This is a genomic window from Hymenobacter sublimis, from assembly GCF_023101345.1.
GTDB lineage: Bacteria > Bacteroidota > Bacteroidia > Cytophagales > Hymenobacteraceae > Hymenobacter > Hymenobacter sublimis.
The window spans coordinates 3,854,425-3,877,264 of sequence record NZ_CP095848.1 but is presented as its reverse complement, the minus strand read 5'-3'; the positions used below and the strand labels follow the sequence as shown (position 1 = coordinate 3,877,264).

Sequence of the window (22,840 nt, the reverse complement as noted above, 5' to 3'; positions counted from 1 at the left end):
TGGCAGTTGACAGCCGAGGTCAGCGAATACGGATCTCGTTGTTCTGAACCATACGATAAATGGTGGACTTCCCGATTTGCAGTTTGGCCGCTACCTGCAGAATATTTCCGTTGTGTACATCGAGGTAGCGCTGCACAATGGCTGCCATCTGCGTCCGCAACGACTCATTGGGCATGATGTCGGGGGCGGCCGTATCCGCGGCGCCGTGGCGCAAGGGCAAATCCTGGGGCTGAATCTCGTCGTCTTCGGCCAGCACGGCGGCTAGCTCTACCACCGCTTTCAGCTCGCGCACGTTGCCGGGAAAGGTATAGTGCAAGAGCTTCTGCTGCGCTGCCCCAGACAGCGAGCAGGTGGCCATGTTATTCTGGGAGCAGAAATCCTTCAGGAAAGCATCGGCCAGCAGCAAAATATCGTCGCCCCGCTCCCGCAGCGGCGACAACACAATGGGCAAGCCCAGCAGCCGGTAGTACAAGTCCTCGCGGAAACGGCCTTCTTTTACTTCTTGGCCCAAGTCGCGGTGGGTAGCTACCATCAGGCGGGCGTCGAACGGTACACGGGTGTTGCCGCCCACGCGCGATACTTCCCGTTCCTGCAGCACCCGCAGCAGCTTGGCTTGCAGGCCCAGGTCCATTTCAGAAATTTCGTCCAGGAACAAGGTGCCCTTGTGAGCCTCCTCAAACCGTCCGATTCGGCGGCTGATAGCGCCGGTAAACGAGCCTTTCTCGTGCCCGAACAGCTCGCTCTCCAGTAAATCGCGCGGAATGGCGGCCACATTTACGGCCACAAAGGCTCCGTCGCGGCGGTCAGAGCGGAAGTGAATGGCCTTGGCTACCAGTTCTTTGCCGGTGCCCGTTTCCCCGCTAATGGAAACCGTAATGTTCGTGCGGGCCGCTTTATCAATGAGGGTGTAGAGCTGCTTAATCTGGGGGCTCTCGCCCAGAATGGCGCGTTGTGGGTCGTACTTCTGCCCAATTTGCTCCTTGAGGCGGGTGTTTTCCTGGCGCAGCTCTAGCTGCTTGCGGATGTTGCCCACGGTATTCCAGAGGCGGTCGGCAGTTTCCTCATCCTTCACCAGGTAGTCGAAGGCTCCCTGACGCAGCAACCCAATGGCCGTGCGCACGTCCTCCTGGCCGGAAATAGCAATAACTGCCACATCGGGCAGGCGCTCCTTGATCTGGCGGAGCACCTGGTCGCCCTGCCCATCGGGTAGGGAGTAGTCGAGGGTGATAATATCGGGCTTGTCGCTTAGGTTATCCAAGCAAGCCTGCGCGGTAGTAAACCGACGGATAACATAATCCGGGTTCTGAGCCAGCTTGTACTCAAGTAGCTCACCGTACCATGCATTGTCCTCGACAATAAAGATGGAAACAGGTAAAGATACGCTCATGGGAAAGGAGGAAGGAATAGCATGGGAACTGCGATACCCTGGTATACTCCCTTTTCGAGAAAGCAGACACATTGGGATTGTTCAATTCCGGCAGCAGGGTTCTCAATAGCTCAGAACAGGCAAAATCGCGCAATGCTGCGAGTATAAGCGGGAGAAACGGGGATACCAAACTTTCTCGATTTTAGAAAAGGAATCCCGGAATGAAACAATATAGCATTTTTCATTTGATAGTAACTTGTTGATAATCAATTTTTTGATGCTTTAATATGAGTTTGGCTATGGAATTGGTATAGGATCAGTGGTTCCTTAATCCTAGTGATTATCAATTCATTGCCCCTCTATGAAGCCCTTCTACTCACACCTTGCTCGTACGTTGTTGCTGGCAACAGCGCTACTCCTTGGCACCGGGGCACGCGCCACGTGGGCTGCTAGCGCCCCCATCTACTCTAACACCGGAAACGACGGGGCCCGCGTAACGCGTACCTGCACCACTTTTCTGGGCCTGACCACGTGCTTCGGCGAAATTACCAACCCCGAATTAGCTACGGATAACGACTTCAACTCGGCGGCAGTTATGAACGTTCCCGCCTCGGCGCTGGCGGGCTCGGTGCGGCTACGCATGAACTTAGCAACTACGGCGCCCGCTAATTACCGGGCCGGCGTACTGGTAGAGCGTAGCGGTACCATCTTGAACCTCTTGTCGTTAAATACGGCCAACCTGATTGTTGTCCGGACCTATCTGCGCAACGGCACTACCTCTACCCTGCAGGAGGAAAGAGCGGTGGATGCTTCCGTTGCTTCCACGCTGCTGGGTAGTAACACGGGCAAGATTCGGCTGGAGTTTCTGGCCAGCAAATCCTTCAACCAAATTGAGGTAGAAGCGGCTTCGGCCCTAAGCCTGGGCTACGATTTGAAGGTGTATTATGCTTACGCCATCGACGCTAACGTAATTACTTCGGCAAAAGGCTACGCTTCCCGTTTTGAGAATGCCGGGACGACTAACTACAGCACGGGTGTTGTTAAGAATGGCATCACGGTCTGTGTGAACTCTAATGTTACCAATCCGCTCAACGCCGTTGACAAGAGCCTAACCAACTTCGCCACTATGAAGTCGGTGGCTGACCTGAGCTGCCCTTCTACCTTGCAAACGCAACTGGAAGGCACTGCGCCAGCCGGCTACCAGGCCGGATTTGTGCTAGGCAGCGGAAGCCTGCTTGATGCTACCGTGCTCGATGGCCTGCGCGTTACCACGTACTTAGGCGGCGTGCCACAGGAGTCGGCGACCGGTGCTAACCTGCTGAACCTGGAAGTACTGGGTAACCAGCAGTACAACGTCAGCTTCCCAACTACCAAGCCCTACGACCGGGTAGAGATTCAGCAAACCAAGCTGTTGAGCGTGCTGGACGATTTGCGGGTGTTCTACGGTTTCGGCCTGGAGCCCCGTGTGTTCCGCGACTTGCAGCCCCGTATATCGGAGTTTGTGGAGCCGGCCGGCAACTATCAGGTGAACGGCAGCGTGGTATGCGTGAACTGCTCGGTGCAAAACCCACAAAACGCCGCCGACCGTGACAAGACCACTAACTATGCTACCGTACGTACGGCGTTGAGCGTAGGCGGCACTACCCGCCTCAAGCTCCGCCTCGATGGGCCGGGCCTCGCCGGCAACGTAGCGGGAGCCGTGCTGGGCCTGGGCACCGGGCTGCTTGATGCCAACTTGCTTTCTAACATCCGAATCAACACGTACACGGGTAGCCACAGCGCCACCGGAAGCGGTACTACCGGCGCCGAGCTGGTAGAAAGCGCCGTGGGTAGTTCTTTGCTGAGCGTAGAAGTGCTGGCCGATGGTCGTCAGGAAGTTTCCTTCCGCACCACCCGCGACTTTGACTGGGTTGAAATTGAGCTGACCAATGGCGTGGCGCTGCTCGACAATACGCAGGTATACTACGGTTTTGCGGAGGACCGGCCCATGGGCTTCCCCTCCAGCATCACGGCGCCGGCACCCTTGCCCGTGCAGCTCGTGGGTTTCAGTGCCCGGGCTACTGGTAGCACCGTGAACTTAGTATGGCAAACGGCCAGCGAGCTGAACAGCAAGCTGTTTTTAGTGGAGCGCTCCTTACGGGCTACTGCTGACTTCGAGCCCATTGGCCAGGTAGAGGCGGCTGGCACTTCCACCACAACCCGGCAGTATACCCTGCGCGACGCGGAGGCCGGCGCCCAGCAGGTTCCCATGCTGTACTACCGCCTGCGCCAAGTGGACCTGGACGGAAAAGAAACCTACTCGGCCGTTGTGCCCGTGAGCCTCAAAACCGCCAGCCTTGCTTTTGCCGTGTACCCAAACCCAGCTTCCGCCGCCGATAACATTCAGGCCACCGTACCCGCCTTGCCGGAAGGAAACTACCAGTTGTTTATCTACAACATGCAAGGTGGCCTGGTAAGCCAGCAAAAAGTGACGGGGCAGCTCCTGGAGATTTCGGCGCTACACCTACGCGCTGGCCTCTACCAGTTGGTGCTCGGCGACGCCACCGGCCAGCGTTTGGCCACCCAACGCCTAGTAATACGAGGGCAATAACCCTTCCTCTTTTTTATCCCTACTCTATCCTTTTCGCTTTATCATTATCGGACTGGGAGCCCCGCTGTTGCAGGTCAGCGGGGCTCTGTTCGTTTTAGGGTCGGTGGTAGCAGAACATGCAGGCAATCAAGAGTATATCCATAGTATAACAATTGTATTAAAACAAGAAATTAATAATATTTGGGTAACATTGGGGTAGCTCTGGCTCACCAACTTTGCTAGCCGGGAGCCTACTTCGCTTCTGCTTTCCATCCCACCAACCAAACCCTGTTTACATGTACCGTACTTTTTCCCGCGTTTTAGGCCTAGCCTTACTGACCAGCTGCGTTGTGTCCTGCTCCAAAAACGAAGTAGCTCCCTCGGTTACTCCGGACGCAGTAAGCCAGAGCGCCGACGCCACTCGCGACAATCACCTGGCAATGGGCAACCCCAGCGGGGCCACGGCTAACTCGGCTAACTACTGGAACTACTTGCTGTCGAAGTCGCAGTTCGCTATGTCGTATCACCGCGACCGGGGTACGCCAAACTGGGTAAGCTGGCACCTGAGCAGCGCGTGGCTGGGCTCTACCCCGCGCCAAGACAACTTCGCCCCCGACAACACGCTGCCTACGGGCTGGTACCGCCCCACCAGCACCAGCTACACCGGCTCGGGCTTCGACCGGGGACACAACTGCCCTAGCGCCGACCGCACCGGCTCGGTGGCCGACAACACGGCTACCTTCCTGATGAGCAACATGATTCCGCAGGCCCCGAACAACAACCAGCGCACCTGGGCTAACCTGGAAAACTACTGCCGCACCCTCGTGAATGCTGGCAACGAACTGTACATCATCTGCGGCAGCTACGGCAAAGGTGGCACCGGCACCAACGGCTACGCGACTACCCTCGATGCCGGCCGTGTAACGGTTCCTGCTCAGGTATGGAAGGTAATTGTGGTGCTGCCCGAAGGAAGCAGCGACGCTGCCCGCGTAACCACCGGCACCCGCGTTATTGCCATCAACACCCCCAACGACAACGGCCTGCTGACCACCTGGGGTTCTTACCGCACCACTGTTGACGCCATTGAAGCCGCCACGGGCTACGACATCCTCTCGGCCGTATCGGCTTCTGTGCAGAGCGTAGTAGAAGCTCGCGTAGACAACGGCCCGACGAGCTGATAGAAACCCGTCATTAGCTGAAACCAACTGCCTAGCCCCACCGGAGCTAGGCAATTGGTTTTTAGCGCGCTACCTGTCAAATAGCTCTTCGCCGACAAGTCAAATCCGTTCATCGTCTAAAGACTGACGTCTGTCTTTACGATTCGGTTATTAATCTAAATTGAGCAAGGATTTTAGACGGCTCCCTCTACCTTTACCGTGAGTGAAGTAAAGAGGCGGCTGAGGGGAAGATAGTAGAAAAGCCGCGCTGCAACGCGGCTTTTCGCATTATGAGGCGGCACCTAAGTGAGCGTTGCAAGTGAGTAGCACATTAATGCTCGTAGCAGTCCAGAACTGAAAAACTGAACCAGTACTCAGCAGTTGAACAACCGTCTCTCACTAGGTAGAGGGGTAGGCCTGGTAAGCAAGTAGTACGTGCGTGAGCGTTGCATGGCGCTGAAACTAAGCGTGACTCTACCCGCCGGAAAAATCACATGCCAGCGGCCCGGAAACCATGTGGTTCCGGGCCGCTGGCATGCATGGAAAACTCTAGGAATTCGGGCCGCTTAATGCTCGCCGCCTGCTACGCCAACGTGTCCTTCGGCCGGCGTGCTGTTCATGTAAGAGCGAAACGACATGGCCGCTTCCGAGGCCAACGACGACGTTTGGGCCGTCAGTCGGCGTTCGTTGTGCGTCTTTTCGTTGTTTTTATCGGCCCGGAGCTCAGTCCGGTATTCATCAAACGTAATAATCTGGGAAGGCTGCTTTGGGTCTGGTACTACCCGGAAGGAACCCACGCTGTACTCATACCCGTTGTCGTTGGCCCGGAAAACGAAGTCGAATAATACGGTAACCTCCTGGTCTTTCCCCTTATTATCAACTCGCTTCACCTTGCTGGTACCGGTTACTCGCACGGTGCCGGCACCCTCTTCCGCCTTCATTCCAGATTTAGGGCCGTACGCAAATTTGTTCTGCGTCCAGTCCAGAGCCCGATGGTACAGAGCCGTTTTACCGGCCCCGTCGGCAGGCACCCGCTCGCTGTATTCAATGGGGGCCGGAGCATCGGTCTGGGCCTGTACTTCCGGCGCTAGTGCCAGCATCCCACCCATCAACAAAACTAGTAGCACTTTTTTCATATGGAACGGAGAAGAAAATGAGAAAATCAAAGGAAAAAGCCTGTGGTACAAAGATAACAGCAACCTGGTGGCTGATATAAAAACTGTGCCATTATAATTTTGTTAAGATAGCTACTGAAAATAACTATTATATGTACAAACAGCATTTTACGCAGAGCGTTGTGGAAATAAAGGATGTTTTGCCTAAAGGATGCCTCTGTACACTATAAGGATAGCCTAAGTTCCTTGAGTTGAATATTTCCAATAACGAGACCTGTTATCTCAGTATGAATAGCTGCTGTTTACAGGCCCGCAAAAGTCAGCTAAGTATAGCGTATGGGCATTAATAGGCTATTTGTGCTATGCGGAATGTGCTGAATAACAAGAGGATGTATGGCGTGCTTATAAAGAGTTGCTAGTACACAAGAGAAAATCCGCGTAACATTTTGGTAACATAAAGTTAACTTAGGTTGTCTTGCTGGGGTAGGAAGGAGTAGTACTTTTGCGACGTGCTTCACCTCAATCAACATTCATTGAAGAAGCGCGGGACTTTTCACGAAAGCGTCCTGCGAGATGACCGGAAGGCTGTTCTCCTCGTTAATTCTTTCGTTTCTATTGGTTTTGCTGCTCTTACCGCCTCGGTTTTCGAAGCGGTTTTTTTGTGTCCAGTCGGTTTGGCTGGCCCAGGCAAAATTGGCGCCCACCCACGCATACTGGTAAATTCCATGAACGACACCACCCTCACCCAGCAGATGGTAGCCGCCGCTCCTACCGCCACCTACAACGCGAACCTGAGCACGGATCCTAAGCGGATGGCCATTATCAAAGCACGGGACGCCATGTTCCGAGGCGCGCGGAAGTACGCGGAATCGGAAGGCTTCGCAGCCATCCACAACACGTCTCACATTGTGGGCGTAACCGGGGCCTGCGAAAACACCGACACCCTGTTCACCACTTTCCTAATCAACCGCGAAAACGTAATCTAGCTTTCTCTTTCAGCAAGCGCCCGGTCCTTTGCCGGGCGTTTTGCTTTTAATAGTTGGTAGTTAATGGGCAATTGTTGATTGTCATCCTGAGTGTAGCGAAGGATCTGATGATAGTCGAAGGACGTAACAATGGACTGTTCTAACGTGCGGAGGTCCTTTGCAAGCGCAGGCTGACGCAACAACCAACGATTGTCAACTAACAGTCAACAACCAATAATAAACCCGAAACAACCCGTTATCCACCCAACGGCGGCGACGGGGCGAGGTGGCACAAGGCAGCGGGGTGATAGAAAATCAGGGGGGATTCTGACGTATGTTGGTCCGCGAATTGGCCGCCCCGCGTTTTTGGGGTTCTACAGAGGTAGTGGTTTGGCTGCTTCGGGCCTCGGCTGGAGGTAGCGTACTCATCTGATGTTGCGGGTGGCGCCTGGTTTTGGCCGGGCGAAGCCGGTAACATCGTAACGTTTTTAATCTATGCAACTCGGTAAACTCACGCTCCAGAACCCGGTATGCCTCGCGGCCGCGTCCTGGCAGCTAGACGGCCCGGACTACGAGCGACTGGGAGCTATTTTTACCCGCACCGTCACGATGGAGCCCAAGCCCGGGCTCTACGAGGAAGGCATTTGGCAGGTAGCCGACCAAACCCTGCTCAACGCCACCCACATGCGCACCGAAAGCGCCGAAATTCTGGTGCAGGAACACCTGCCCACCCTCCGCCGCTACGGCGTGCCGGTGTTCGTGAGCATCACGGCCCCTGGCATTCCTGGTTTTCGCAAGATTGCGCGCTTTCTGGCCCGCGAAGCTAGTGAGCTGATAGCCGGGGTAGAAGTGTATATGGCTCAGCCCGACACCGGGAAGGGCGAGGAGCTCAATGCCAAATTTGTGCGCGAAGCTACCCAGGCCGTGCGCAATGAGCTTGGTCCCGAAGCGGCCGTTATTGTGAAGCTGCCGCCCTGGCCGGAGCACATTCGGGGTTTGGCTCTGGGTGCCCAGGAAGGCGGCGCTACCGCCCTGGCCGCTACCAATCTGCTCAAAGCCCTGCACCTGCCCGACGATGCCACGGCCGCGCCCGTGGCCGGCGGCCTTTCGGGGGAGGCGCTCCGCCCCGTAGCCCTGCGCTGCGTGTGGGAACTGGCCCACGACAAGCGGATAACGCTACCTATCTTCGGCACGGGCGGCGTGTTCACGGCCAGCCACGTCACGGACTACCTGCGCTGCGGGGCCAGTGCCGTGCAAATTGCCAGCGGTGAGTGGCTGGAAGCCGGCCTATCGGCCCGGCTAGCCGCCGAGTGCGCCCATCTTCAACCCGAAACTGTTTCATCGGTATGGAAAAGCTAACCCAACGAGTTCAGCGCGCCAATTCCTTGCTTTGCGTGGGCCTTGACCCGATAGGGGAGGACGCTCAGGTAGCGCGCCGCTTGGCCGAGCTCATTGACCAAACCAGCGAGTACGCCGCCGCTTTCAAGCCCAATCTGGCCTTTTTCCTAAGTCGGGAAGACGGGGTGAAGTTGCTGCGCGAAACCGTGCAGCGTATTCCAGAAAGCATTCCGGTAATTCTGGATGGCAAGTTCGGCGACATTGCCAACACCGCCGACCACTACGCCCGCTTCGCTTACGATGTGGTAGAAGCCGATGGCGTAACCGTAAACCCCTACATGGGCGACGACGCCATTGTGCCTTTTGCCCGGCCTGGCAAGCTGGTGTTCGTGCTGGCCAAAACCTCCAATAAACCGGTTCATTCCCTGCAAGACGTGGCTCTTACCCGCGGTGGCACCCTCTCCGACTGCGCCGCCCGCGTAACCCGCAAGCTCGACGAAGTACACGGCGGCATCGGACTGGTAGTAGGCGCTACTAACGCTGAAGCCGTGGCCCGCATCCGCAGCCTCACGCCGGAGCAGTGGTTCCTGGTACCCGGCGTCGGTGCCCAGGGCGGTGACCTGCAAGCCACGTTGAAAGCGGGCCTACGGCCTGATGGTTCGGGGCTCCTGATTAATACGTCGCGCGCCCTGTGGCAAGCGACTGATGCCGCCGCCGCCGCACGGGAGCTAGTAGAGCAGATCAACCGGTTCCGGCCGGTAGCGGTGTAACGCTAAGCGTCAGAATGAAAACGAAGAACGTCATGCAGAGCGCAGCGAAGCATCTCGCTTGAATCGTTGGATTATCAAAGTAAAGTCAACGCGCGAGATGCTTCGCTGCGCTCTGCATGACGTCGTTTTAACGTCTTCTCTTCTCGTACCTTATATAATAGAGTACTACCCTTGACTTCCACCCAACCCACCCTCCCCTCCGAAATCCTGGAGCAGCAACTGTTGCAGGAAGATGCCCTGCTGCGCGGCCATTTCCGCCTTTCCTCCGGCCTGCATTCTGACACCTACGTGCAATGCGCCCGTTTCCTGCGCCGCCCCGACCTGGCAGCTCCAGCCGCGGCAGAACTGGCTCGGCAGATTCAGCAGGCCGGCTTGCAGCCCGATGTGGTGGTAGGCCCGGCTATGGGCGGGGTGGTGATTGGCTACGAGCTGGCCCGGCAATTAGGAGTGCCGGGCATCTTCACAGAGCGCGATGACTCGGGGCAGATGACGTTGCGTCGGGGGTTTACCGTGGAGCCTGGCCAAAAAATTGTCATTGCCGAAGACGTAGTGACTACCGGCAAGAGCACCAAGGAAGTAGCGCGGGTGCTGGAAGAATTGGGGGCAAAAGTTTTGGCAGTGGCGAGTTTAATTGACCGCACGAGTGGGAAAGCTGACCTTTCTTTTCCGAACTTTGCCTTGCTGCCAGTTTCGGCGGCCACCTACGCACCCGATGATTGTCCGCTTTGCCGGGCAGGTATTCCGGTGGTGAAACCCGGCAGTCGGCCGGAAAAAGCGTTTTCTTAAACCTACCGTAGCGGCAATCGGCCCGCGGCAAGGCATTTTCGGCGTACCCTGCGCGGGTATGCTTCCTCACGTGGGCACCTTCGCCCAGGCGTGGGAAACCCGAAAAATAGATAACCACCCCCCTTTTGGACGCTACCCAAAGAACCATACAGCTTCTGCTCAAGCCCGGCCAACACGATGGCGAGGGCCAGCGCGTAGCCGAAGCTGCCCACCGCCACCTCGGCCTAACCACCGGCCGGGTGCAAAGCACCGCCCTCTACACGGTGCGCTACCCCCTGGCGGGCGAGCAACTGCGCGACTTCGCCACCCATTGCCTCCAGGACCCCGTCCTGCACGATGTGGCCCTCGACGAGTTCCGCCACGGCGCCGAATACAAAAGCTACATCTTAGTGGCCAAGCTGCCCGGTGTGACGGACGACGAAGGCATATCGGCCCAGAACGCCCTCGGCGACTTCCTGAACCAGCCGCTGGACACCCATACCCAGCACATCTTCAGCAAACGGCTCTACTTTCTGGAGCACGAGCTGCCGGAGAGTAGCCTGCGCCGCTTGGCCGAAGACCTGCTCGGCAACAAAATGATCAACCGCTTCGAGGTCGGCCCCATCGCCCAGATTCGCGACTACACGCCGCGGCCGGGTGGTGGGGCCGAATCTATTACGGACACCGTGCCGCTGGTTGGCCTCTCGGATGAGGAGCTGGTTAAGCTGTCGAAAGACAACCTCTACGCCCTGAACCTGGAGGAAATGCGCGCCGTGCGTGACCATTACACCAGCATGGCTGAGGAGCGCCAAGCCGCGGGCCTAGCCCAAGACCCCACCGACTGCGAGCTGGAAATCATTGCCCAAACCTGGTCGGAGCACTGCAAGCATAAAGAGTTTTCGGCCCTCATTAAGTACCGGGACGCGGATACGGGTGAGGAGTTCGAAGTCGATTCCCTATTCAAGACCTACATCAAAAACGCTACCTCCGAGGTAGACCGTCAGCTCCGCGCCAACGGCAACGACTGGCTGATTAAGGTGTTCAGTGACAATGCGGGCGCCGTGCGCATCAACCCGGAGTCGTTGTTTGTGTGGAAGGTCGAAACCCACAACTCACCCTCGGCCATTGATCCTTACGGCGGCGCTATTACTGGCATTCTGGGCAACAACCGCGACCCGTTGGCTACTGGCATTGGCGGCGCGAAGCTGCTGTTCAACACCAACGTGCTCTGCTTCGGCAACCCCGAGTTCAACGGCACTTTGCTGAGCAACCAGCTGCACCCGCGCCGCATTTTCGAAGGTGTGCGCAAGGGCATCGAGGATGGCGGCAACAAGTCGGGGGTACCGACGGTGAACGGGGCCATTGTGTTCGATGACCGGTACGCCGGTAAGCCCCTGGTGTACTGCGGCACCGGCGCCGTGATGCCCATGCAGCTGGCCGGCCTCGACTCGTGGGAAAAGAAGATTGACGCCCAGGACCGCATCATCATGGCCGGCGGCCGGGTAGGCAAGGACGGTATCCACGGCGCGACCTTCTCCAGCATCGAGCTGGACGAAACCTCGCCCGCTACGGCTGTGCAAATCGGCTCACCCATTACCCAGAAGCTGGCCATGGACTTTCTGATTCTGGCTACCCGCCGCGGCCTCATCAAGTGCAGCACCGACAATGGTGCGGGCGGCTTGTCCTCCAGCATTGGCGAATTGGCTACCATCAGCGGCGGCGCCGTGGTGGAGTTGGAGAAAGTGCCTCTGAAGTACCCTGGCCTACGCCCGTGGGAAATCTTTGTATCGGAGTCGCAGGAGCGGTTCTCGCTGGCAGTGGAGCCAAGCAAGATGGCCGAGCTGATGGCTCTAGGCCAGGAAACGGAAGTGGAGCTGACCGATATCGGCTACTTCACCTCCGATGGCAGCCTGGATGTGCGCTTCGACGGGGAGTCGGTGGCGCGCATTGATATGGAGTTCCTACACAATGGCGTGCCGCGCAAAGTGCTGGAAGCCGAGTGGCAGAAGCCTACCGCCCAGGAGCCCGCGCTACCCGCTGCGCTCGACTATACCGACGTGCTAAACCGCCTGCTGGGCAGCCTCAACATCTGCTCCCGCGAATCAGTCATTCGGCAGTACGACCACGAGGTGAAAGGCCGCACCATTATCAAGCCACTCATGGGCGCAACCGGGCAGGCTCCGCAGGATGCGGCCGTGGTCCGTTTCAACTTCGAAAGTTGGGAAGGGGTAGCCGTGAGTAATGGTATCCTGCCCCGCTTTGGAGACATTGACGCCTATGATATGTCGGCTGGCGCGTTTGACGAAGCCGTGCGCCAGATTGTGGCGGTAGGAGGGAAGCTGCCTAACCTGAGTTACGGCGACGGCAACTTCTGGTCGGTGAACGACAACTTCTGCGTACCCGACTCGGTGTACGACCCCGCTACCAACCCCGACGGCAAGCACAAGCTAGCCAAGCTGGTGCGCATGTGTCAGGCCCTACGCGACGCCACGGCGGCCTACTGCATCCCGCTCACCTCGGGCAAGGATTCGATGAAGAACGACTTCAAGGCCGACGGCGTGAAGATTTCCGTTCCGCCCACGGTCCTGTACTCCATGACTGCCAAAATCGAGGACGTGCGCCGCACCATCACCTCCGACTTCAAGCAAGCCGACGACGTAGTGTACCTGCTGGGCGAAACCTACGACGAGCTAGGCGGCTCGGAATTCTACCAGCTCTTCGGGGAGCTTGGCGCCAACGTGCCCAAGGTGCGGTTCGAGGAAGCCAAAGCCCTCTACACGCTGATGGGTCAGGCCAACGACAACGGCCTCATCCAGTCCTGCCACGACCTGTCGGATGGAGGCTTGGCGGTTGCGTTAGCAGAAGCCACGTTTGGTCACGGCTTCGGGGCTGATGTGGAGTTGCCAGATGGCCTGCCGGTGCACGTGCAGTTGTTCTCGGAGTCGCACTCCCGCTTCGTGGGCACGGTGGCGCCGGAGGATGTGGTAGCCTTCGAGCAGCACTTCGGAGCCCGCGCTACCCGCCTCGGCGTGGTGACGCAAGACAGCCAGCTCACGGTGCGCCACGGCGGCCAGACGGTCATTTCGGCCAGCACGGCGGCCCTGCGCCACGAGTGGACCAACGGCCCAGTTAATCGACTTATCGGCTTCGGCCAGCACGAAGCGGCGCAATCCTAATGGAAGAACAACCCAAACTGCCGGACCTGAATACGCCCCCGCGGCCCCAACTCGACCACGGCGGCCCCGTCACGGATGCGAACGGTAACCTCCTCGTGCTCGGCTTCAAAAGCGTGGACGCCGGCCACGAAACGACCCAGCCTTTAGGTCATTCATCGGCCCAAACTGCGCCTCAGCAACCCGTGCGCGCCCTCATCCTGACAGGTTTCGGCATCAACTGCGAAGAAGAATTTGCGGCTGCGTACAAGCTAGCTGGCGCCGAGCCAACCATCGTGCACCTGAACCAGGTACTGCACGGCCACGTCAGCATCCACGACTACGACATTCTGAACTTTCCCGGCGGCTTCAGCTTCGGCGACGACCTAGGCTCCGGGGTGGTGCTAGCCAACAAGCTGCGCTACCGCAAAAATGCCGAGGGCCGTACCCTGCTCGATGATATCAAGAAGTTCATTGCTAACGGCAAGTTTGTAATGGGCATCTGCAACGGTTTCCAGGTACTGGTAAAGCTCGGCCTACTGCCCAACCTCAGCGGCAACGTGACGCCCGAAGTAACCCTGACGCACAATGCCTCAGGCCGCTACGAAGACCGGTGGGTACGGCTAAAAGTCAACCCCGAGTCGAACTCGCCCTTCCTTAAAGGCATCGACACCCTGGAGGTGCCCGTGCGCCACGGGGAAGGCCGCCTCATTATCAAGGGCGAAGAAACCCTAGCCGAAATCGAAGCCCAGGCCTTAAACTGTCTGGCTTACACTGATTTCGATGGCTCGCCCACCGACGTGTACCCGCACAACCCCAACGGCGCCGACCTGAACTGCGCCGGCCTAACCGACACCACCGGCCAGGTATTCGGACTGATGCCCCACCCCGAGGCGTTCCTTTCGCTCTACAATCATCCCGACTGGGCTAGAAGAAAACGGTTGAATCCGAGCATTTCGGAAGAAGGGGATGGGTTGCGGCTGTTCCGCAACATTGTAGAGCATATCCGTGGACCCCACCCCCCGGCCCCCTCCCCGGTGGGGAGGGGGAGCCAGACGGCACCGGCGGAAACTAGCATTGCTGGAAGTGTATTCACAACCACCCCTCAGAAATGGGAGGCATTAAAGGAGTACGCTCGGGATATGCGGAAACAGCCTACCCCTGCAGAAGAGCGGTTGTGGGAAGAGCTGCGAGGGCAGAAACTAGACGTAAAGTTTCGGCGGCAACATGCTATTGACGCCTACATCGTTGATTTTGTCACGATACCGGACAAGCTGATTGTGGAGGTAGACGGCGACGTGCACGCAGAAGTCGGGCAAGCGGAGTACGATGCTGGTCGGACTCATGCCTTGCAGGAGTTAGGTTACCAGTTGCTTCGCTTCACGAACGATGAAGTCCTGACCCAGACGGAGAAAGTACTGGCTACCATTCAGCGCCACCTTGACCAGACCAATCAGACCGAACGCCTGCGCAGTAATTCATAACAGACACCAAATCCTAAACCAGCCCACTGTCGCTTGGCACCCCCTCCCCACCGGGGAGGGGGCCGGGGGGTGGGGTCACACCATATGAACACCCTCAACCACTTCGCGACGCCCCAGCTTGAGCTGCTGCACCGCGGTAAAGTTCGCGACTCGTACCGCGCTCCTTCGGGCGAGCGGCTCATCGTGGTAACTGACCGCCTCTCAGCGTTTGACTCGGTGCTGGAAACGCCCGTGGCCCACAAAGGCGCGGTGCTGAACGGACTGGCCGCTTTCTGGTTCGACAAAACCCAGCACATCATCCCGAACCACGTGATTGCGCTGCTCGACCCGAATGTGACCTTGGCCAAGGAAGCTGAGCCGATTCGGGTGGAGATGATTGTGCGCAACTACCTCACGGGCTCTATGTGGCGCGGTTATCAGCAGGGCCAGCGCACCTTCTCGGGGGTAACCGTGCCGGACGGCATGACCAAGCACCAGCAATTTCCCGAGCCCCTCGTAACGCCGACGACCAAAGAGGAGTCGGACCGCGAGATTACGCCGGAGAACCTGGTGTCGGAAGGCTGGGTGTCGGCGGAGCTGTACGAACAGATGCGGGTGAAGTCGCTGGAGCTGTTCAACTTCGCCTCGCAGTGGATGGCGGAGCGCGGCATCATCCTGGTAGATACCAAGTATGAATTTGGCCTGCTGAATGGGGAACTGATCCTGATTGATGAAATCCACACGCCCGATTCCTCGCGGTTCTGGAGCGCCGAGGATTACGCCCAAAATCCCGAGGCCGTGGAGCAGATGGATAAGGAATACGTGCGCCAGTGGCTGATTGCCAACAAGCAGGATGGCCAGTACCCCCGCGCCCTCACTCCCGAAGTTTCCCAGGAAGCCAGCCGCCGCTACCTCGACATCTACGAGCGTATCACGGGTAGTCCACTGCCCACCGGCAACGAAACCACCAGCGGCGGTGACGTCCGGACCCGCCTCGTGGGTAACCTCGTGCGCGCTGGCATCATGAAAGACGCCTAAACTCATCGGTAATAATGCCCTCGGCTACCTTCAACCTCATGGTAATGCGCCCCGATAACGCTGCTCAAGCTCCACCTGTACGAACAGCTCCGCCGCGACATTCAAGAAACTAAAGCCCAGCTGCGCGCCACCTACGCAGAGCTGCGGGTGCTGTAAGCTAGGCTTACTACCTGTCACGTTCAGCTACCTCATTTCGCCTCTTAATTCAGATTCTGTGCCCGTTGCCATTCGCCAGTTGCTTCCTGCTGATAGCCTTGCCTACCGTCGTTTGCGGTTGGCGTGCTTAGCGGAGTACCCGGCCAGCTTTGGCTCCTCCGTGGAGGAAGAAGAGCAGCTGGGGCCGCTGTACTTCGAAAAGCACATCGAAGCGCAGGAGCCCGGGGCGTTTGTTATGGGCGCTTTCAATGAAACGGAGCTGGTAGGGATGTGCGCATTTTTGCAGGCTAGCCGCCGCAAGGTTCGGCACCAGGGCGACATCCGTCAGGTGTGCGTGAGTCCGGCTTACAAAAGACAAGGCCTCGGCCGGGCCCTGCTGCTACGCACTCTGCAAGCTGCCTTTGCGCTGCCAGACCTGGAGCAGATTTACCTGGGCGTGATAGTGGGCAACGCGGCTGCTAATCAGCTGTATGAAAGTCTGGGATTTGAGCAATACGGCCTGCAAAAAAGATACCTCCGCGTTAACGACCACTACTTCGACCACCGGCTGATGGTACTAAACAGGGCCTCTTTCACGGCTAGCCCTACCTCCCGCTGACGTAACGTTACCAGCCATAAGCAACAGCACACTGACCTCATCGCCCGCATGGAAATTGCCGCCCAAAAACACCTTGTGGAAAGCTACATCGAAGCGTACAACCGTTTCGATGTAGACGGCATGGTGCGCCATCTGCACGAGGACGTGGTGTTCCGAAATATTGCTGGCGGTGAAGTGAACGTGACGACGACTGGCAAGGAAGCCTTCCGCCAGCAGGCCACGCAAGCCCTGCAGTACTTCTCTCAGCGGGCGCAACGCGCTACCAATTGGCAAGTAGCTGACAACCGCGTGGAGGTAGCGCTAGATTACTCCGCCGTAGCAGCCATCGACTTTCCCAACGGCCTCAACGCCGGCGACGCGCTGCGGCTGCAGGGCAAGTCGGTTTTTCAGTTTGCGAATGGCCAGATCATTTCCATCGACGACATCAGCTAAGATGATTCTTGTATGAGTAACTGGAAGGATACAGTACGAACGGATGAGTTTGACGATTTAGTGGCTGAAGTCTCCCTAAATCTTCTGCAAGCAACAGAACCAGTCCGGTTGTGCTTTGGGGTAGATACTACTTTAGAGGAGGCAAAAGCTGCTGAAGTGGTTGTAAACGAATTGCTGCAGAAGCTACCGAGTCTAGAAGGCACAATTGCTAATGCTGCGTTCAAATACTACCAGCTACTTGTCAAGGCATTAAGTGAATATGGTGAGTCGTATAGCCTTCCAGTAGCAGACGATGCTGCCGCTCTACGCCAATTCTACCAACTAATGGCAATTCATCTTCCCTTCGAACTTGAAGCAGGTCATTTTGGCCTTGAGTTTAGGTGTGAATTCGAGGAAGAGCACGGAATGGGAATACGGTTTCGTAACTGGCAAATTGAGGAAGTAGGAGACGGATCAGAAGCCTTTTCTCTTGATTAAGGTCAAGCAATACATCTACTACCTAACCAATTACACAACTTTGAGCACCAGCAATAAAACCATAGTACTCCTCGGTAGTGGGGCCCGCGAACATGCTATGGCGTGGAAGCTGACCCGCGACGGGGCTACCGTGCACGTGCTGCCCGGCAACGGCGGTATTCCTAACAGCCACCCCGACCTCAGCGCCACCGACTTTCCCGCCATTCAGCGCTTCTGCCAAACCCACGGGGTAAAGCTGATTGTGGTAGGGCCCGAGGCGCCGCTGGCCGCCGGGGTAGCGGATTACTTCGCCGGTACTGACATTCGGGTGTTTGGTCCCAGCCGGGCCGGGGCCACGCTGGAAAGCTCCAAGGTGTGGAGCAAGGACTTTATGCGGCGGCATGGGGTAGCCACGGCCCTATCGTGGCAGTACCGCAGCGACAAGCTAGCCGAAGCCCGCGCCAAAGCTACCGAGCTGGATGGGCAGGTAGTGGTGAAATACGACGGGCTGGCGGCCGGTAAAGGCGTGTACGTGTGCTCTTCAGTGGAAGAAGCCCACGCGGCCCTCGACGACTTGCAGCAGCAGCACACCGGCTGGTTTAGCTTCTTGCTGGAAGAAAAACTGACCGGCCCCGAAATCAGCATCATTGGCGTGACGGATGGCAACCGCATCCGCCTGCTGGCCCCGTCTCAGGACCACAAGCAGCTGCTGGCCGGCGACCAGGGCCCCAACACCGGCGGCATGGGCGCCTATTGCCCCGTCCCGTTCTGCGACGACAACATCCTGGCCGCCATCCGCACCAGCATCGTGGACCCCACGTTGCGCGGGTTGCAAAACGAGCAGTTTGACTTCAAAGGCTTCCTATACTTCGGCATCATGCTCACGCCCCAGGGTCCGAAGCTGCTGGAATACAACGTGCGCCTCGGCGACCCGGAAGCCGAAGTACTGCTGCCGGCCCTGGAAAGCAGCCTGCTGGAACTCATTGAAGCTACCTTGGATGGCAAGCTCCAGCAAACGGTGGTGCGCCAACGCCGCGGCTACTACGTGGGCGTAGTGCTGGCCTCGGGCGGCTACCCGGCAGCTCAGTTCCCGACGGGTTTTCCCATTACCGGCCTCGAGGAACTGCACCCCAGCGTCCTCGCATTCCATGGTGCTACCAAGCGTACTGTGGAGGGTGAGCTTGTGACCAGCGGCGGCCGGGTGATGGTGCTGGTGGGGCACGGCGAGGAGCTGGAAGATGCTGTGAATCACGTGTATCGGGAAGTAGAAAGAGTTAAATTTCAGGATGTTTACATCCGTACCGATATCGGCCAGCGGCCCGAACCAATCGGTATTTTTAGCGCAGTGCGGTGAAGAAAAATACAGGACATCCGGATGCTTCACTCCCCAGCTCCTCTTTGCGGGAGGAGGGGGCGGAAAGGGAGGCCAAACGCCTCGCCATTCTTCTCTCCGGTCGGGGCTCCAACATGGTGGCCTTGGTGCAGGCCGTGCAAAACGGCGTGTTGCAGGGCTTGGCTGAGGTAGCCGTGGTGTTCAGCAACAAGCCCGATGCCCCTGGCCTGGAAACGGCCGCCGGGCTGGGGTGCCCTACCGCCAGCCTCAGCAGCCAGGGCCGCAAGCGTGCGGAGTACGACGCCGAGGTAGTAGAAATCCTGAACCACTATCAGCCCGATTACGTGGTGCTGGCTGGTTACATGCGCATTCTGTCGCCTACGTTCATTCGGGCGTTTGCCGGGCGCATTCTTAACATTCATCCCGCCGATACGCACCAGCACCAGGGCTTGCACGCCTACGAGTGGGCCTTTGAAAATCAGCTGCCGGAAACCAAAATCACGGTGCATCTGGTTGATGAGGGGCTGGACACCGGCCCTATTCTAGCCCAGCACCCCGTGGATTTGCGCGGGGCTGACACCTTGGGCGAAGTGGAGCGCCGCGGCCTAGCCGTGGAGCACCGGCTGTACGCCAATACCCTAGCCCGCCTCATGCAAGGCGAGCTATCCATTCCTACCTCCGAAACGGCTGCCGTTTCACCTCCTACCCCCGAGCCTCTGGTGCCATTCTCGTCCGGTTCTTCTGCCGAAGATGCCGGGGGTGAGGCTATTCGTTGAACATCACCACCCACCCCGGAATCCAGCTACCACCTGGCAACTGATAACACACTACCGACATGTGCGGAATTGTAGGTTTTTACGGCCCCGATGACGTCGCCCACGACATCGTATTTGGGTTGACGGCGCTTCAGCACCGCGGCCAGGATGCGGCCGGCATAGCCACCTTCGACGACAACTTCCACCTCTGCAAAGGCAACGGCCTGATTGCCGACGTGTTCCGTCCTAAGCAACTCAAGAAGCTGAAGGGCAACATCGGCATCGGCCACGCCCGCTACACCACCCAGGGTTCCAACGATGCCGAGCTAGCCCAGCCATTTACCACCAGCTACCCCTTCGGGCTGGCCATGGTGCACAACGGTAACGTCATCAACTTCCGGCAGGCCGCCAAGCGCCTACACGAGAAGTACCACGTGTTGCCCAAAACCAGCAACGACCTGGAGCTGATCATGTACACTTTCGCTTCGGAGCTGCGGCTGAAAAACCTCGACAACCTCTCGGTTATCGACATCTTCGACGCCGTAGAAACCACCCAGGAGCTAGTGAAGGGCGCCTACGCTACCATTACTGTCATTGCTGGGCACGGCCTGCTGGCCTTCAACGACCCCCTGGCCATCCGGCCCCTGGTGCTGGGTTGCCGCCAGACGGAGAAAGGCCCAATCTATGCCTTTGCCTCCGAAAGCACCTGTTTTGACTACCTCGGGTTTGAGTTTATCAAGAACGTAGGACCCGGCCAGGCAGTGTTTATCGACAAGGATTTTAAGGTTCACTATAAAAACCCCTATGCCCAGCCCAAGGCGTTCTGCGTGTTCGAACACATCTACTTCGCGCGGGAAGATTCCACCATTCACGGCCGCCTAGTGGCCCGGGAGCGGGTGCGGCTGGGTAAGATGCTGGCCCGTAAGGTCATCGAATCAGGTATTCAGCCGGACATGGTGATTGATGTGCCTTCGTCGGGCTACTTCTCAGCGTCCGGCCTGGCCGAGGCCATTGGGGTGCCTTACCGCCGGGCCTTGGTGAAAAACAACCACATGGGCCGCTCCTTTATTGTGAGCAGCCAAGCCGGCCGCGAGGACATCGTCAAGAAAAAGCTCAACCCCATCCGGGAGTTCGTAGAAGGCAAGAAGATTGCCGTGGTCGATGACAGCATTGTGCGCGGCACTACCTCGCGGCGTATTGTGCGCATTTTGCGCGAGGCGGGGGCCACGGAGGTGTACTTCATCAGCAGTGCCCCGCCCATCGTCTCGCCCTGCATCTATGGCATTGATATGGCTATGAGCACCGAGCTGATTGCCGCCAACTACACGGAGGAGGAAATCTGCCGCTATATTGAGGCCGATAAGGTTATCTATCAGTCGATTGAGGACTTGCAGGAGCTGTTTTCGGAAGAGAAGGGCCACGGCGGCAACTGCTTTGCCTGCTTCACCGGCCACTACCCCACCGGCGACGTAACCAAGTACCTGCGCCACATTCAGGAGGAGCGTCAAAGCCACCGCTCCGACAAAAAGCAAGGCACCGATTCTACACCCTCCGTGAGTGCCAAAGCCCCCGAGCCCACCGAGCATTAGTAAGTTGGAAGCTAGTAGTCAGAAGCTAGGAGCTAGAATTCGTTCTAGTGGCTTGCTGAACCTGCACCTGTTGCGCCTCTAGCTTCTTCACTTTCCTCCTAGCTCCTAACTTCTAGCTTCTAGCTTCTTTCTACCTATGTCCTCCTCCCAGAAACCCGCCGGTTACGACATCGACCTCGGCAACGAATGCTCCCGCAACGCCTACGCCTGGTCTAAAAAAACCTTTCCGAACCGGGCCGGCAAGCCTGGGGAGGCAGCCCAGGACCTGGACGGCGGCTTTGCCAACGAAATTCGCTTTGGCAACGCCCGCTTGGGCATCAGCTCCGACGGTATCGGGACGAAGATTGAGGTAGCGGAGCGGGTAGGGAAATTCGATACGCTCGGCTACGACCTAGTAGCCATGACGGCCGATGACCTTATCGTGGGCGGCTTCGTGCCCACCAACCTCAGCAACATCATCGACGTGAATACCCTCGATTACGAGGTGATTGACGAGCTGATGCGCGGCCTGCACGACGCCTGCAACTTTGCCGAAGTTGCCATTACAGGCGGTGAAATTGCTGAATTGGGCAACCGCATCGGGGGCTGGGCGGGTGCCCGCATGAACTTCAACTGGTGCTCCACGGCCATCGGTAGTCTGCACCCCAGCCTGGAGCGCCCCTTGAGCGGCGCGGGCGTGCAAGCTGGCCAAGCGGTAGTAGCGCTTCGTTCGCCGAGCTTCCGCTCCAACGGCTTCTCCTTGGCCCGCCGCACCCTCCAAAATCTGTTCGGCGAAAACTGGCATTCGGCCCCGTACGATGGCCCGGACGCTACCCCCCACGGCAGCGCCGGCCACACCTGGGGCGAGGTGCTGCTTGCGCCTTCCCTGATCTACTCGCCCGGCGTGGCGCGGGTGCTGGATGCGGGCCTGCCGCTCTACGCCGCGGCCCACATCACGGGCGGCGGCATTGCTGATAACTTCAGGCGGGTGCTTAAAAACGGCGTCGGTGCTGAGCTGACCAACCTCTTCGAGCCCCTGCCCGCCATGCAGAAGCTCACGGAGCTAGCCGGCATCACCCCTGCCGACGCCTACCTCTACTGGAACATGGGCAACGGCATGCTCCTGGTCACCGACGAAGCCCAGGCCGAGGCCGTAGCCGCTAGCCTCCGCAGCCAGGGCTACGACGCGCAGGTTGCCGGCCGCATTACGCCGGAGCCCGGTATTCGGCTAAACGTGGGTGCTGGCGAGTTGCGCTACGAAGCATAAGTTGGTCACAACTCGAAAAGCAGAAAGCCGCTCCATGAGAAATCATAGAGCGGCTTTCTGCTTTAGAACTGGATGAAAATCCCATCAGCAGTTGGCAGGCAGTGAGCCTCTGCAATGAGGAAGCTGCGGGTGCTAGCTATTTTACGGCCAAGACGCTAACGACCCCGGTTTGCTTATCTACCTCGAAGGCCGCTTTGTTCGGCATCCGGCCCGCCCAGTCGGTGCGGGGAACCAGAACTTGCCAGTGGTTTTCTACCTCCAGTGCGCGGGCCGAATCTAACTGGTACAGGGCCGCGTTGGGCTGCTGCTGCACAAGACGGGTCACGGCGGCGCGGGCGGCGGCTTCAGTAGAAGCTCCAGCTGCTGAGGTAGTGGCCGTTTCGCTGGCCTGAGCAGGGGTAGCTGTTACGGGCTGAGCCGGTTGGCAGCTGCTGAACCCCACCCAAGAGGCCAGCATCAGCAGAAAGGTAAAACGCATAGGCATGGGCGCAAGGTAGGTAAGGAGCCGGCCAAGTTAGGAAGGGGCTGGCCCAAAGCTGCTGAAGCCCGACCATTCGTAAAAAGTCGGCCTTTAGCA

At 58.2% G+C, this 22,840-nt stretch carries 19 protein-coding genes; 16 read left to right on the top strand and 3 right to left on the bottom strand.

The genetic code is table 11. The annotated features are described in order from the left end of the window. Positions 1-19: 19 nt before the first annotated feature. On the bottom strand, positions 20-1,387 hold the full coding sequence (locus MWH26_RS16205; RefSeq protein WP_244697802.1) for a sigma-54-dependent transcriptional regulator: 1,368 nt from the start codon (positions 1,385-1,387) through the stop codon (positions 20-22). A gap of 340 nt (positions 1,388-1,727) precedes the next feature. On the opposite strand from MWH26_RS16205, the gene MWH26_RS16200 reads away from it, so the two are divergent. Together MWH26_RS16200 and MWH26_RS16195 are read left to right on the top strand one after the other, a co-directional pair. Next, entirely contained in the window at positions 1,728-3,956 is a 2,229-nt protein-coding gene (locus tag MWH26_RS16200; protein ID WP_247975089.1) for a T9SS type A sorting domain-containing protein, read from the top strand. Positions 3,957-4,285: 329 nt separating this feature from the next. Continuing rightward, on the top strand, positions 4,286-5,113 hold the full coding sequence (locus MWH26_RS16195; RefSeq protein WP_247975088.1) for a DNA/RNA non-specific endonuclease: 828 nt from the start codon (positions 4,286-4,288) through the stop codon (positions 5,111-5,113). Between the two features lie 545 nt (positions 5,114-5,658). On the opposite strand, the gene MWH26_RS16190 is transcribed toward MWH26_RS16195, so the two are convergent. Then, the gene (locus MWH26_RS16190; RefSeq protein ID WP_247975087.1) at positions 5,659-6,228 is read right to left on the bottom strand and encodes a DUF4468 domain-containing protein; all 570 of its coding nucleotides are present in this window, start codon (positions 6,226-6,228) and stop codon (positions 5,659-5,661) included. Between the two features lie 704 nt (positions 6,229-6,932). Here MWH26_RS16190 and MWH26_RS16185 point away from each other — a divergent pair. The 14 genes from MWH26_RS16185 to MWH26_RS16120 all read left to right on the top strand — a co-directional run bounded on the left by MWH26_RS16185 (position 6,933) and on the right by MWH26_RS16120 (position 22,263). After that, positions 6,933-7,193 (top strand): hypothetical protein, encoded by a 261-nt coding sequence (locus MWH26_RS16185; RefSeq protein WP_247975086.1) that lies wholly within the window; start codon positions 6,933-6,935, stop codon positions 7,191-7,193. A gap of 474 nt (positions 7,194-7,667) precedes the next feature. After that, positions 7,668-8,531, top strand: coding sequence for a dihydroorotate dehydrogenase (locus MWH26_RS16180; RefSeq protein ID WP_247975085.1), 864 nt, complete (start codon positions 7,668-7,670; stop codon positions 8,529-8,531). Further along, entirely contained in the window at positions 8,519-9,280 is a 762-nt protein-coding gene (gene pyrF, locus MWH26_RS16175) for an orotidine-5'-phosphate decarboxylase (protein ID WP_247975084.1), read from the top strand. The genes MWH26_RS16180 and pyrF overlap by 13 nt, the downstream gene beginning before the upstream one ends. Positions 9,281-9,451: 171 nt before the next feature. Next, the gene (gene pyrE, locus MWH26_RS16170; RefSeq protein WP_247975083.1) at positions 9,452-10,066 is read left to right on the top strand and encodes an orotate phosphoribosyltransferase; all 615 of its coding nucleotides are present in this window, start codon (positions 9,452-9,454) and stop codon (positions 10,064-10,066) included. Between the two features lie 125 nt (positions 10,067-10,191). After that, positions 10,192-13,221, top strand: coding sequence for a phosphoribosylformylglycinamidine synthase subunit PurL (locus MWH26_RS16165; RefSeq protein ID WP_247975082.1), 3,030 nt, complete (start codon positions 10,192-10,194; stop codon positions 13,219-13,221). Then, the gene (locus MWH26_RS16160; RefSeq protein ID WP_247975081.1) at positions 13,221-14,681 is read left to right on the top strand and encodes a phosphoribosylformylglycinamidine synthase subunit PurQ; all 1,461 of its coding nucleotides are present in this window, start codon (positions 13,221-13,223) and stop codon (positions 14,679-14,681) included. Before MWH26_RS16165 ends, MWH26_RS16160 begins: the two co-directional genes overlap by 1 nt. 84 nt (positions 14,682-14,765) lie before the next feature. After that, on the top strand, positions 14,766-15,698 hold the full coding sequence (locus MWH26_RS16155; protein ID WP_247975080.1) for a phosphoribosylaminoimidazolesuccinocarboxamide synthase: 933 nt from the start codon (positions 14,766-14,768) through the stop codon (positions 15,696-15,698). A gap of 214 nt (positions 15,699-15,912) precedes the next feature. Then, on the top strand, positions 15,913-16,452 hold the full coding sequence (locus tag MWH26_RS16150) for a GNAT family N-acetyltransferase (RefSeq protein WP_247975079.1): 540 nt from the start codon (positions 15,913-15,915) through the stop codon (positions 16,450-16,452). Positions 16,453-16,500: 48 nt separating this feature from the next. Next, positions 16,501-16,884, top strand: a complete 384-nt coding sequence (locus tag MWH26_RS16145) for a nuclear transport factor 2 family protein (RefSeq protein WP_247975078.1) — start codon at positions 16,501-16,503, stop codon at positions 16,882-16,884. A 12-nt stretch (positions 16,885-16,896) separates the two neighbouring features. Continuing rightward, on the top strand, positions 16,897-17,361 hold the full coding sequence (locus MWH26_RS16140) for a DUF6985 domain-containing protein (RefSeq protein ID WP_244697767.1): 465 nt from the start codon (positions 16,897-16,899) through the stop codon (positions 17,359-17,361). Continuing rightward, positions 17,354-18,694 (top strand): phosphoribosylamine--glycine ligase, encoded by a 1,341-nt coding sequence (gene purD / locus MWH26_RS16135; protein WP_311136868.1) that lies wholly within the window; start codon positions 17,354-17,356, stop codon positions 18,692-18,694. Before MWH26_RS16140 ends, purD begins: the two co-directional genes overlap by 8 nt. Beyond that, positions 18,691-19,449, top strand: coding sequence for a phosphoribosylglycinamide formyltransferase (purN, locus tag MWH26_RS16130; protein ID WP_247975076.1), 759 nt, complete (start codon positions 18,691-18,693; stop codon positions 19,447-19,449). The genes purD and purN overlap by 4 nt, the downstream gene beginning before the upstream one ends. A 59-nt stretch (positions 19,450-19,508) precedes the next feature. Continuing rightward, positions 19,509-21,017 carry an amidophosphoribosyltransferase gene (gene purF, locus MWH26_RS16125; protein ID WP_244697759.1) on the top strand — a complete coding sequence of 503 codons (1,509 nt, stop codon included), beginning with the start codon at positions 19,509-19,511 and terminating at the stop codon, positions 21,015-21,017. A gap of 136 nt (positions 21,018-21,153) precedes the next feature. Further along, positions 21,154-22,263, top strand: coding sequence for an AIR synthase-related protein (locus MWH26_RS16120; protein ID WP_247975075.1), 1,110 nt, complete (start codon positions 21,154-21,156; stop codon positions 22,261-22,263). A gap of 136 nt (positions 22,264-22,399) precedes the next feature. Here MWH26_RS16120 and MWH26_RS16115 read toward each other — a convergent pair whose 3' ends face one another. Next, complete coding sequence (locus MWH26_RS16115) at positions 22,400-22,747, bottom strand: hypothetical protein (protein WP_247975074.1); 348 nt, start codon at positions 22,745-22,747, stop codon at positions 22,400-22,402. Between the last annotated feature and the right edge of the window lie 93 nt (positions 22,748-22,840).